Annotated in this window: 13 protein-coding genes and 1 riboswitch; of the genes, 4 read left to right on the plus strand and 9 right to left on the minus strand. The window is 70.3% G+C overall.

Features of this window, described 5'->3' with window-relative positions; translation table 11 throughout:
* The first annotated feature begins 367 nt into the window (after nt 1–367).
* Entirely contained in the window at nt 368–703 is a 336-nt protein-coding gene (locus tag IU476_RS30620; protein WP_195105773.1) for a histone-like nucleoid-structuring protein Lsr2, read from the plus strand.
* Between the two features lie 152 nt (nt 704–855).
* On the opposite strand, the gene IU476_RS37155 is transcribed toward IU476_RS30620, so the two are convergent.
* The 4 genes from IU476_RS37155 to IU476_RS30640 all read right to left on the minus strand — a co-directional run bounded on the left by IU476_RS37155 (nt 856) and on the right by IU476_RS30640 (nt 4,292).
* Nucleotides 856–2,076: a PucR family transcriptional regulator gene (locus IU476_RS37155; protein WP_195105774.1), complete on the minus strand. Its 1,221-nt coding sequence runs from the start codon at nt 2,074–2,076 to the stop codon at nt 856–858.
* 155 nt (nt 2,077–2,231) lie between these two features.
* Nucleotides 2,232–2,678, minus strand: a complete 447-nt coding sequence (locus tag IU476_RS30630; protein ID WP_195105775.1) for a 6,7-dimethyl-8-ribityllumazine synthase — start codon at nt 2,676–2,678, stop codon at nt 2,232–2,234.
* Nucleotides 2,679–2,748: 70 nt separating this feature from the next.
* Nucleotides 2,749–2,910: riboswitch (FMN riboswitch) on the minus strand.
* Nucleotides 2,911–2,965: 55 nt separating this feature from the next.
* On the minus strand, nt 2,966–3,481 hold the full coding sequence (locus IU476_RS30635) for an OsmC family protein (RefSeq protein ID WP_195105776.1): 516 nt from the start codon (nt 3,479–3,481) through the stop codon (nt 2,966–2,968).
* Nucleotides 3,482–3,560: 79 nt separating this feature from the next.
* A complete protein-coding gene (locus IU476_RS30640) occupies nt 3,561–4,292 on the minus strand; it encodes a PP2C family protein-serine/threonine phosphatase (RefSeq protein ID WP_324194450.1) in 732 nt (243 codons plus the stop codon).
* A gap of 165 nt (nt 4,293–4,457) precedes the next feature.
* Between IU476_RS30640 and IU476_RS30645 the strand changes: the two genes are divergently transcribed.
* Nucleotides 4,458–5,432, plus strand: coding sequence for a phosphatase PAP2 family protein (locus IU476_RS30645; protein ID WP_195105777.1), 975 nt, complete (start codon nt 4,458–4,460; stop codon nt 5,430–5,432).
* Between the two features lie 9 nt (nt 5,433–5,441).
* Here IU476_RS30645 and IU476_RS30650 read toward each other — a convergent pair whose 3' ends face one another.
* The 3 genes from IU476_RS30650 to IU476_RS30660 form a co-directional block, all read right to left on the minus strand.
* Nucleotides 5,442–5,864 (minus strand): organic hydroperoxide resistance protein, encoded by a 423-nt coding sequence (locus IU476_RS30650; protein WP_195105778.1) that lies wholly within the window; start codon nt 5,862–5,864, stop codon nt 5,442–5,444.
* Nucleotide 5,865: 1 nt separating this feature from the next.
* Nucleotides 5,866–6,315 carry a MarR family winged helix-turn-helix transcriptional regulator gene (locus IU476_RS30655; RefSeq protein WP_195105779.1) on the minus strand — a complete coding sequence of 150 codons (450 nt, stop codon included), beginning with the start codon at nt 6,313–6,315 and terminating at the stop codon, nt 5,866–5,868.
* A gap of 99 nt (nt 6,316–6,414) precedes the next feature.
* Entirely contained in the window at nt 6,415–7,818 is a 1,404-nt protein-coding gene (locus tag IU476_RS30660; protein ID WP_195105780.1) for a lipase family protein, read from the minus strand.
* A gap of 293 nt (nt 7,819–8,111) precedes the next feature.
* On the opposite strand from IU476_RS30660, the gene IU476_RS30665 reads away from it, so the two are divergent.
* Nucleotides 8,112–8,984 (plus strand): LLM class F420-dependent oxidoreductase, encoded by an 873-nt coding sequence (locus IU476_RS30665; protein ID WP_195105781.1) that lies wholly within the window; start codon nt 8,112–8,114, stop codon nt 8,982–8,984.
* An 82-nt stretch (nt 8,985–9,066) separates the two neighbouring features.
* Here the strand turns inward: IU476_RS30665 and IU476_RS30670 are convergent, their stop codons facing one another.
* Nucleotides 9,067–9,510, minus strand: coding sequence for an NUDIX hydrolase (locus IU476_RS30670; protein ID WP_195105782.1), 444 nt, complete (start codon nt 9,508–9,510; stop codon nt 9,067–9,069).
* A gap of 294 nt (nt 9,511–9,804) precedes the next feature.
* On the opposite strand from IU476_RS30670, the gene IU476_RS30675 reads away from it, so the two are divergent.
* A complete protein-coding gene (locus IU476_RS30675) occupies nt 9,805–10,482 on the plus strand; it encodes a hypothetical protein (RefSeq protein WP_195105783.1) in 678 nt (225 codons plus the stop codon).
* On the opposite strand, the gene IU476_RS30680 is transcribed toward IU476_RS30675, so the two are convergent.
* A complete protein-coding gene (locus tag IU476_RS30680; protein ID WP_195105784.1) occupies nt 10,453–11,862 on the minus strand; it encodes a condensation domain-containing protein in 1,410 nt (469 codons plus the stop codon). The two genes, IU476_RS30675 and IU476_RS30680, sit on opposite strands and share 30 nt — an antisense overlap.
* Between the last annotated feature and the right edge of the window lie 63 nt (nt 11,863–11,925).

The raw sequence follows: 11,925 nt of genomic DNA on the forward strand, positions 1-11,925 counted from the left end.
GCACTCCAGTCTGTAGCAGAGGAAACTACGCCGTCGGCGAAGATCCCGCTACCGAACTGTGGTAGCACACAAGAATTTCGGTCCCCGCTACCGTGACCGATACGTACCGTTCGCTCGCAGGGTACCCGCGAAGCATGGGCGCCACAGCCGAATCCGGAGACCGGGAAGACCGCCGACGCCAGCGCGCACTCGACTGCCGTTCGCCCCCTTCTCCCAGGTCCGCGACTCGGCGGCGCGCCAAGGGAATCGAGCGGCGCGGTATCGAAAACCACTGGCGTCGCGCGATTCGGAGCGGATTCGTATTTGTCCCCGCACCGTACTAGCGTTACCGCACATACATTCTTGCGAGCATTGGAGGGGTTACCGCATGGCGAAGAAGGTCATCGTCGAGCTCGTGGACGACTACGACGGCAAATCCAAGGCCGAGGAGACGGTGCGGTTCGGCATCGACGGCGTCGAGTACGAAATCGATCTGTCCAGCCGCAATGCGGACAAGCTCCGCAAGGTGTTCGAACAATGGACCGGAACGGCGCGCAAGGTCGGCCGAATTCCCAAGGGGCGGAACAAATCCGCCACCCGCCCGCGCACCGACAGCGGCCGCACCGCCGCGATCCGGGACTGGGCCCGCAAGAACGGCTACACCGTTTCCAGCCGCGGCCGTGTCCAGGCCGACATCATCGAGGCCTACAACAAGGCCAGCTGACAGCCGCGCGCCCGGCGGGCACTCTGCTCGCTAATATCGCGGGAGGCCCGCCGGGCGCGGCCTGTACCAGACAGTGCACGGACGTACACCGAAAGCGCCTCGCAGGTGGAGCGACAGCCGCAGCGCAGTACGCGGTCTTCGGAACGCCGAGATCAGGACCCGGACGCCTGCGTCGCCGCGGCGCGCTTGGTGCTCCCGTCGGTGAAGCGGCGGACGATCAGGGCCGAGCGCAATTGCCACAGCCCGGTGGGTTCGGTCGGATCGCATCCGGTGAGCAGGCCGATGCGCTTGAGCCGATAGTCGATGGTGTTCGCGTGCACGCGCAGCTGGCGGGCGGTGAGCCGACGGTTCAGGTCGTTGGCGAGGTGGCAGGTCAGCGTGCGCAGCAGTTCGGGCTTGTCGTCCAGCGGCGCCAGCAGCGCGTCCAGCGCGTCGCGGCCCGGCCCGGGTCGGGTGAGCTGGAAGGGCAGGCCCAGGTCGTCGATGCGGTAGAGCCGGGGCGTGGCGCGCAGCGACACGGCCGTCTCCAGCAGTTCGTGCGCCTGCCGGGCGACGACGGGGATGTCCGCGGCGTCCGCGCGCAGCACCACCGCGAGCAGCCGAGCTCCCGTACAGCGCGACAGGACGGCGACCAACTCGTCGAGCGCGCCGTCTTCGACCAGGTCTTCGGGCAGCAGCAGCGTGCCGCCGTCGACGCCGAGGAACGACACCGCGGCCGACCCGAACCGGCGGTCGAGTTCGCTGTCGACACACTGAACTGCCAGTGGCGCAACGCTTCCGGGGCCGCCGTCCGCGCGGGCGGGCAGACCTACCGCGACGACGTGGTAGCCCTCGGCGACCTCGAGGCCGGTGTGCCGGGACAGCGGCCCGGTCGGTTCGCCGCGCAGCAGCGCGACCGCGAGCCGGCGGCCCGCCGCGTGCCGCGGGTCGGCCGGCATCGGCAGCTGCCGGGTGTAGGCGCGGGTCAGCGCGACATGCAACGACTGCAGGACGTCGAGCTGCCGCCGCAGGATCGTCATCGCCGCCGCGACATCGGCGGGGGCGGCCGGCCCGGCCGCCCGGTCCGTGCCGACCCGGAAGCCCTCGTGCACGGCCTGCTGCAACCGATCCAGCGGGATGCCGTGGTTCGCCCAGCGGCCGGCGATCTCCTCCAGCCGCGCGGTCGCGGTCGCCACGTCCGCGCCGCGGAAGGCGTCGATCGCCAGTTCCCGGCTCACGCGCACCACCTCGGCCGGGTGCGCGCCCGCGCTCAGTCCGTCGAACTCGCCCGCCGCGGCCGGGCGGTCCGCGAGGTGCCGTTGCGCCGGAGTCGCCGCGGCGCGCGGGGTTCGGGTGGCCGCCGACGGTTGCTGAACCGAGTCGATCACTGTCACCGAGCCGCCTCCACACTTCCCATTGCCTGTGACTATCGGTAGCAGTATCTTACCGATGTTGGTGTACAAGTGTGCACTGAATCAGTGGAAATGATCAAGGAGCACCTCGGTAAACACCACAGCCACGGTGGGGGCGCCCTCGCGGAGCGGCGGGCTCAGGCGGGGACCGCGTCCAGGCTCAGCGTGGCCGCGATGGCGGCGGCCAGTTCGGCGCCCTTGACCTCGAAATGCCGAGCGAAGTAGTCCAGGTGCTCCGCGTGCTCGTGGAAGTGGTGCGGAGTGAGCACGGCCGAGAACACCGGGACGTCGGTGTCGATCTGGACCCGCATGAGCGCGTCCACCACGGTCGCCGCCACGAAGTCGTGCCGGTAGATGCCGCCGTCGACCACCAGCGCGCAGCCGGCGATCGCGGCGTAACGGCCGCCGGTGGCCAAACGCTTGACGCGCAACGGGATTTCGAAGGCGCCGGGCACCTCGATCACGTCGACCTCGGGGAAACCGCGCTCGGCCAGACCCGTGCGGCAGGCCGCGACGGCCCGGTCGACGATGTCGGCGTGCCAGCGCGCGGCGACCAAGGCGATGCGGTGGGAAGTGGGTGACATGATTCCTCCTGTTCGGATGTCACCCAGGGCATGGCAACGCGAACAGGACACGCCCGCAGGCGTTCCGGTGCCGCGTTCTCTTTCATCCGGACTGTGACCGTCGGCTCCGGGATCGCACCGGAATCTGCTCGACCCACGGCATTGCGGCCGTGGCGCTCGCGGGCTCGTCCACCCGGACCATCCGGATGGCATCACCGCCGGTGGGGAATTCCACCCCGCCCTGAGAACGTGTACGAAGCGGACAGTAACAAGGCCGTTGCCGGCCGCGCAACACGCGATGCCACCGCCTAGGCGGTGATCAGCGTGGTCTCGACCGCGGTCTTCGCGGCGGTGAGATCGAGGACGGGGCAGTGCGCGTCGACGGCGCGCTGCAACTCGGCGTAGCGCTCGGCGGGCTCGGGACCGCTCACCCGTACCGTCACCCGGATCGCCTGGAAACCCGGGCGCACATCGTCGTCCAGGCCGAAGAAGCCGCGCACGTCGAGATCGCCCTCGGCGTCGACGGCCAGATCGTCGACGGCGATCCCGAGTCGCTGCGCCCAGAACCGATACGTCACCACCTGGCAGGCGATCAGCGCCGACAGGTACACCTCGACCGGATTGGGCGCGGTGTCGCCGCCGCCCAGCGCCGGGGGCTCGTCGACGCGCACGGTGTGCCTGCCGAGCGTGATCGCGCTGCCGACCGTGCCCTCGGGAACTCCGGCGGCGCGGAAGACGACCAGCGCGGTCGCCGGGTCGTCGGCCACCGCGGCGGCGGTCGCGTCGACGATGTCGTTGAGCGGCGTGCCCGTTTCGGCTGTCATGTCGGCGATGCTAGGAGCGTTCGCGCGGCCGCACGACGGTTGTACTCGCCCTGAACTCAACGATGGCGGGTGCCGCGAATCACGGTGCCGCGGGCGCGTTCTCGACGTCGGCGACGACGACGGTGACGTTGTCCGAGCCGCCCGCGGCCAGCGCCAGGGCGACCAGCCGGTCGGCGCAGTCGGCGACCTGCTCGTACTCGCGCAGGGTCTCGGCCAGGGTGGCGTCGTCGACGAGGTCGGTCAGCCCGTCGGAGCACAGCAGGTACCGGTCCCCCACGAGCGCCTCGTGGAAGGTGAGGGTGGGCTCGATCTCCGCGCCGGTCGCGGCCTGCAGGATCACCGAGCGCCGGGGATGCGACGCCGCCTCGGCGCTGGTCAGATGTCCGGCGTCGACCAGCGACTGCACGAAGGTGTCGTCGCGGGTCAGCCGGGACAGTTCCCCGCCGCGTAGTCGGTAGCCGCGCGAATCGCCCAGGTGCGCCAGCCCGAATCCGTTGTCGCCGAACAGGATGGCCGTCACCGTCGTGCCCATGCCCTCCAGGTCCGCGGTCGCGGCGGCGCGCTCGCCGATGGCGGCGTTGCCGGCGTGCACCGCCGCGTTCAGCGACGCCACCGGATCTGCGTGCGCCTGCGCGTCCAACGGCGTCAGGGCCGCGATCATCAACGCCGACGCCACCTCCCCACCCGCATGCCCACCCATGCCGTCGGCCAGCGCCAGCAGCCGGGTACCGGCGTACACCGCGTCCTCGTTACCGGACCGGACCAGACCACGGTCGCTGCGCGCCGCAGCCCGCACCACGAAACTCACCACCCGACCACAATGTCAGAACAATCGCCGGTGTGCCGCAGCGACGCCACCGTTTCCCTGTCCGATTCCGTCCGGTCGTCCGGAACGGACGTCTTCCGGCGGTCGAGACATCCCATCTTTGCGGGGGATGCTTCCGGATGAGATGAACGAAAGTGGAACACTGGCTGAATGGCCGAGTCGTCGACGCACTCTCCCGCCGAGATCGCGAGTCATCGGGCCCATCCGGTGCTGCGCAACGTGGTTCGGTACGGATACCTGGTCGCCCTGGTCGCGACCATCGCCGCGGGCGGGTTGCCGGCGAGCCGGCTCTACGAGGCGGCCTGGATTCTGGCGGGCATCGCGGCGTTCACCATCGACCGGCCGTGGCGCGACCATCTGCGGATGCTCGCCGACTGGTTGCCGCTGATCGGCGCGCTGCTGGTGTACGACTACACCCGCGACTTCGCCGACAAACTCGGCATGCCGCTGCGCATGGACGAACTCGTGGCCGCCGACCGCTGGATGTTCCACGGCACCGTCCCGACCGTGTGGTTGCAGGAGCACCTGGCCGCCGACGGGCAGCCGTGGTGGACGCCGCTCGTCGGACTCGTCTACACCACGCACTTCATCGTGCCGTGGCTGGTGGCGGCAATCTTCTACGTGTATTCGCGCCCGCTGTGGACGCGGTACATGCGGCGCGTGCTGCTGCTGTCCTACCTCGCGCTGGTCACCTACATCCTCGTGCCCGCAGCGCCGCCCTGGTACGCCTCGCGCGAGGGAGCGATCGACGCGGAGGTGCGGCGCGTCTCCGGGTTCGGGCTCGGCGTGGTGTCACCCGACACGAGCGCGGAATGGCTGGAGTCGCACGGCAATTACGTCGCGGCGCTGCCGTCGCTGCACGCCGGTTTCGCCCTGCTGGTGTCGGTGACGCTGTGGCCGCTGGCGCGCCGGTGGTGGCTGCGCGTTCCGCTGGTGGCGTTCCCGGCGGCGATGGCCTTCACCCTGGTGTACGGCGGCGAGCACTACGTGTTCGACATCCTGCTCGGGTTCGCCTATGTCGCGGTCACCGTGGTCCTGGCGCGGCTGTGGGAACGCCGCCGGTCCGCCCCCGCCACGGCGGCGGAGGAGGAGCCGGCGGCGGTCGGTCTCGTCTCGCGGAGCTGACGGGCGGCGTCAGTCCTCGGCGACCTGGACGGTGACGTCGATGTTGCCGCGGGTGGCGTTCGAATACGGGCACACCTGGTGGGCCTTGTCGGCGAGTTCCTGCGCCTGCGCGCGGTCCAGGTGCGGGAGCGTCACCTCGAGGGTGACCTCGAGCTGGAAGCCGCCGCTGTCGTTCGGGCCGATGCCGACCCGCGCGCCGACGGCCGAGTCGGCGACATTCGCGCCGGCCTGCTTGGCGACCAGGCGCAGGGCCGAGTGGAAACACGCGGCGTAGCCCGCGGCGAACAGCTGCTCCGGATTGGTGCCCGCGCCGTCGCCGCCCATCTCCTTCGGGATCGACAGGTCGACGTCGACCTTGCCGTCGGTGGTGCGGGCGTGGCCGTCGCGGCCGTCGCCGGTGGCCAGGGCCTCGGCGGTGTAGAGCGTCTTCATCTCAGTTCTCCTTCGATCGGTTGTGCGTGGTCAGTGCGCGGGTCAAGCGGTGCAACGTGTCTCGCAGCTCCTCCAGCTCGGCGACGGGCATGCCGGCGGCGGCCGCCATGTCGGCGGGGAAGCCGCAGACCTCGTCGCGCAGGGCGCGGCCGCGGGCGGTGAGCCGGATCTCCACCCGCCGCTCGTCGGCCGCCGAGCGGGTGCGCTCCACGAGACCGGCCGCCTGCAACCGCTTCAGCAGCGGCGAGAGGGTGCCGGAATCGAGCGCGAGTTCCTCGCCCAGTTCGCCGACGCCGCGCTCGTCGCGCTCCCACAGCGCCAGCAACACCAGGTACTGCGGATAGGTCAGCCCCAGCGCCTCCAGCTTCGGCCGGTACGCCGCCGTCATCGCCCGCGAGGCGGCATAGAGCGAGAAACACAGCTGCCGGTCGAGCGCCAACGGATCGGTCATGCCCAAGAATCTAGCCCACAACTAAGTTGTGCACAACCAATATGTCTGCGGCCTGCCACACGCTTCGATCCCGCGTGTTACGCGAGCAGGGCCTGCGTGTCAGCGCGGTGCTCGGGTCTCCGGTTCTGTAGAGGGGGACGCGGGGGTCGGGCATTCGTTGGGGGCCGGGAGTCCTCGCAGGCGGGCGTCGAGCCAGTCGATCGCCCCCGGGAAGCCGGAGAGGAGGCCGATGACGTGTTCGCCGGGCACATTGCGCCAGACCGCGGGGACGCCCCGCGCGCACTGTTGGCGGTAGACCTCGCTCGGGCCCTCGGCGGGGATCCAGAAGTCGTGTGCCCCGTGGTAGATGAACAGGGGTGCGGCGGCTGTGCGGCCGGTCAGGTCGGACTGCCGGAAGATATCGCCCGCGATGTCGCTGCCGAGGGGATCGGCGACGTTGGCGCCCACCTCGATCGGGATGCCGGTGACACCGAGCGGGCCGTTGCTGTCGCCGCAGGTGTCCTTGACCGGGGAGGTCGCGACCCATCGCGCCAGGTTGTTCAGCAAGCCCAGCGCCTCGGGATGCTCACGGGCCATCGCCACGGCGACGACCAGCAGGATCCCGGAGGCGATATTGCCGTTGAAATGCCTTGCCACGGCCCGGTAGTCGGTGACCAGCCCGCCCATCGACGCGCCGACCAGCACGCCCGCGAGGTCCGGCGCGTACTCGTCGAGCAGCATGGTGGCCGCGTAGGAGGCGATCGCGCCGCCCGAGTAGCCGCCGACCGCGAAACGGCTCGCACCGAATTCGGCGGGCGCGCCGTTGCGCACGGCCCGCATCGCGTCGAGCACGACGTGGCCCGCGACGGTCGGCTCGGCATACGACATCCACGGGCCCTCGTGGTCGGGGATCAGCACCGCGTACCCGCGGCTCAGTCCCCACCACGTGGTGGGCGGGAACAGATCCCCGGCGGAGAACTTGCTGTGCGGGCCGTGCGCCAGCGCGTAGCCCGGCGTGCAGCGCAGGCCCAGCGAGTTGATCGGGATCGCGTTCACCAGCACCGGCCGGTCGCCCGGGGCCGTCCAGGGCGCGGCCGGGATCAGCAGCGTCGCGGTACCGAACGACGGCACACCCGACGCGGCGGTCGTCCGGAACTTCAGCAGCACCGCGCGCCGGATCGGCACCGCCGCCAGCAGCGCGGCCGTGGCCGTCACGTCGCGCTGCTCGACCAGTTCGCTGGGGAGCAGGTCGGCCAGGTTCGCGGGCCAGGAATCGAAGATCGGGTCCCCGGCGGGCGGCGAGAGCACGGCCCGCCACAGCGCCGACAGCTCCGGCGACAGCGACGCCGAGGGCGGGGACGGCGCGGCCGGGAGCGCGGGCGGCGGGATGGTGTGATCGATCCAGTCCTGCAACGGGTTCGGGCCCGCGGCGGGCCCCTCGTCGGCGGCGGCCGGGTACCCGGTCAGCAGCGCGGCGGCCAGCACGCCCGCCAGCACGGTTCGTGTCCTCGTCGCGATTCTCATCGACCGTTGTCCTCGCACATTGCGCCATCCTCACCTGTGGTCGCGCAGGGGACGGACCGGCTCGCCGAGCCGATGGAATTTCGCTGGCCCCCTCGCGCCCACCGTAGGCAAACACCGCGTGAACAGCGCGTTCACCGACGAATCCCGGAGATCTCACCGCCCGTCCCGATCGGCTTGGGGTGCGGCCACAATTGTTTCGCGCACACAACGGCACGGTGCGCGCTTGACCTGGAGTTCTCTCCAGGTCGTAGCGTGCTCGTCGACAGTTTCGGAACGAACAGCGGGAGAACCCGATGGAGCTCGGATTCCACGTACCGATTTTCGACATCGACGGCGGCACCCCGGCCATCGCCGGAGAACTGGCCCGGGTCGGCGCGGCGGCGGAAGCCTCCGGCGCGACCTGGCTGTCGTTCATGGACCACTACTTCCAGATCGCGCCGACCGGCCTGCCACCGGAGGCGAACATGCTGGAGGGGTACACCACGCTCGGCTTCCTGGCCGCGCACACCTCGACCATCGACCTCGGGCTGCTGGTCACCGGCGTGACCTACCGGCACCCGGGCCTGCTGGCCAAGATCGTCACCACCCTCGACGTGCTGTCCGGCGGCCGCGCCACGCTGGGCATCGGCGCGGCCTGGTTCGACCGCGAGCACCACGGGCTGGGCGTGCCGTTCCCGCCGATCGCGGAGCGGTTCGAGCGGCTCGAGGAGACGCTGCGCATCTGCGCGCAGATGTGGGACCCGGCCGACAACGGGCCGTTCGACGGCAAGCACTACCGGCTGGCCGAGACCCTGTGCTCGCCACAGCCGATCAACCGGCCGAAGGTGCTGATCGGCGGGGCCGGCGAACGCAAGACGCTGCGGCTGGTCGCGCAGTACGGCGACGCCTGCAACCTGTTCGCCTCCGCGCCGGAGGACGTGCGGCACAAGCTCGACGTGCTGCGCCGTCACTGCGACGACGTGCAGCGCGACTACGGCGAGATCCGCAAGACCGTGCTCGCCAACAACCCGCGCCCGACCCCCGAGACGCGCGACGAATTCGTCCGTGCCATGGCCGATTACGCGAAGCTCGGCATCGACGCCGTGATCGTCACCCCGACCACCGGGTCGCCCGCGGCGTGGATCGAGGGCATGGCGCCGGCCGTGCCGCAGCTCGCCGACCTCTGACCGGTCCGCGACGATCCGGCACCCGGTCGCGGCCGTCGGCCTGCACGGGCCGACGGCCGTGAAACCTTGCGGCGCAGGCGGATCAGCGGCCGACCAGGTCTCCGTAGGTGTCGAGGATCTTGCGGATGGACGAGGTGACGTGCAGCTCGTCGGTCAGCGGGGCCCACACGTACCCGGCGTGCGCGCTCAGCACGATCGGCCCGGTGGCCGCCACGTCCACCACGAAATGCAGCCGCCGCACCGGCTTGCCCGCCGGGGACAGATAGTCGAAGTCGCCGACGTGCGCGCCGATGTTCGTGACCGTCAGCCCCGTCTCCTCGCGCACACCCCGGATCAGCGCCCCGGCCACCGACTCCCCCGGTTCCACGGTGGCGCCGGGCAACTTGCGGGTGGGCACGATGGGCCCGGTGCTGTGCGGTTCCAGTAGCAGTACCTCACCCCCGCGCGCGATGATCGCGCCGACCCGCAGACCCACACCGTCCCGTTCGCCGCGCGGAAGCACCTCGTCGAACATCGAAACCGACATCGGCGAATTCACCAACCTTCGATCAGGCCGAACGCCGCGGGACAGTCCGCGGCGACCCTTAGATATTACCGTGAGGTGACCGCCGCATGACGCGCAGTGCCACGACGAACCTGATCGCCGACCGCGAAAACGGTGTCGCGGATCACACTTCGCCCGGTCTTCCCGTTGTGCACCCGGCAATCTCCCGGCCACCGGATTTTGTGAACAGTCGCAGCGATCTCCGATTCGCGCCCGCCGCACCGCGGGCGGCCGCTTGAATCCACGGCATCCCGCCCAGGCGCGACAGGAGGGCTCGTGCGCACCGCATTCCGTGACCCGGGGATCCCCGACGGCGAGAAATCGGTCTACCGCGTGGGTTTCACGGATCGGCCGGAGCGTTTCGAACTGGCGAGCGTGGTGACGCGGGAGCCCGACGGCTACCGTTCGACCGCCGAGGCCCGGGTCGGCGCCGATCTCACGATGACCGTCGAGCAGCGGTTCGGCAGCCACGGCGGCTGGCTGCGCGCGGAGAGCTACCGCGCCGAGACCCGCTCCGGCGACACGGTGGTGTCCCGCGAGGAGGCGCGGTTCGTCGACACCGCCCACCTGCAGTTCGACGGCGTCGTCCCGTTCCCGGCGAACGTGATGCCGCTGCTCGGCGGCCTGACGCTACTGCGCGGCCTGGACTTCACCGAGGGCGCCGCCGAATCCCTGGACCTGTGGCTGGCGTTCTCCATGCACTGGCCGCTGACCACGCGGGTCGGCAAGCAGACCACGCTGGAGGTGCCCGCGGGCCGCACCACGTGCCGGCCGGTGCGGTTGCGCCCGGGTTTCGCGCACGTGAACACGTTGCTGGACAAGGTGATCGGCGGTCTGGTGCCGCCGTCGGTGGCCTATTTCGACGTCGCGCCGCCGCACCGGCTGGTGCAGTTGAGCTTTCCGACCGAACCGCTGCCGTCTTCGTTACGCGGGCTGGTGGAGCTCGTCGCGTAGCATCGCGACGAACACCGACTTCATCGCGGCCACATACCTTTCCACCGATTCGTGCGCCACCGGGGTGTCGGGGTAGATGACGCTCAGCGTGGTCTCCTCGGGGAAGCGATTGATCCAGATGAGCACCTCCTCCGAGGCCGCCCGGTTGGCGTAGATGCCGCCGGTCACCTCCCCGAAGAATTCGTGCCCGACGAATTCGCGCGCGTCCACGAACGAGATCATCGGCGTCGCCCAGCCCGGCCCGGCCTTGATCTCCGAATCGGGCGGCAACAGCTCCACGACGCGATGAAAGGACGTGGGAGCCAGCCGGATACCGTTCTCGTAGGCGCGCTGCGCGACGGTCAGGGCGCGGGTGGCCGGCATGGTCGGGCTCATCGGGAACGCGACCGGCACCAGGGTCACGTACCAGCCCACCGACGCCCGTTCCGCGGCGGAGGTGCGGGTGCTGACCGGCGTCATGCCGAAGTAGTAGTCACTGCCGACGAGGTCGCGCTCGGCCAGCGCCGCGGCGGCGAAGGCGCCGCCGACGAAGTCCGCGTCGTGGGCGCGGCAGAGCTCCTCGAAACGGTCGGCCTCGACCTTGTCCAGCAGTCGCACGCTGCGGTGCGCGCTGCGGTTGTAGATGTCGGTGCGCTTGCCGAGATCCAACGGGAACGACGGCAGCTTGCCGTCGTTGCCGCGCAACAGTTCCAGCCATTTGCGGACGCCGGGCGAGGACAGCGTCATCTGCCCGGTGTACGCGCGCTCGGCCGTGCAGTAGTCGAGATAGCTTGCCGCCGGGGCCATCTCGTCGGAGCCTTCCCACACCTCGGCCGCGTACAGCTGGGCCAGGTCGAAGCACGAGATGTATTGGCCCAGCCCGTCGGTGTGCAGATGGTCGGCGGCCAGATAGACGGTGGTCGACTCGCCGTGCGCGATGGCGCCGAAGGTGAAGCAGTCCCATTGGAACGGTCCGGGTGTCGTCTTCTGCACGTGCTCGCGGATCGCGCCCGGGTCGTCGATGTGGCCGTAGTCGACCGGTACGAAATTCACCGCGTCCGCCGGAACCAGGTGCCGCCGCACCGTTCCCCGCGCGTCGATGTCGAACCAGGTGCGAAAGGTGTCGTGGCGCAACAGGAACGCGTTGATCACCCGGGTCATCGCGGCCGGATCCAGGTCGGCCGTGGGTATCTCGGCGGTCACCAGGCACAGGCCGGAGAAGCGGAAGTCCGCCGCAGCGTGCCGGTCGGCCAGGAGTAGGTACTGTTCCTGCTGGTGCGACGGCGGAGACGGGTGCACCGGCGCCCGCGCCGCCCGCTCCACCGATTCCGGCGCGGCCACCCAGGTGACCAGCCGACCGGGGGCGGGCTCCCATTCGTCGATCAGCCCGAAATTGACCACGGCGAAAACCTCTATTCGTCGAGAAGCGGACGGTGTTGTCGTTCGGCGTCCCGCCCCGGACCG

It is taken from the genome of Nocardia blacklockiae, from assembly GCF_015477355.1.
GTDB classification, from domain to species: Bacteria; Actinomycetota; Actinomycetes; order Mycobacteriales; family Mycobacteriaceae; genus Nocardia; species Nocardia blacklockiae.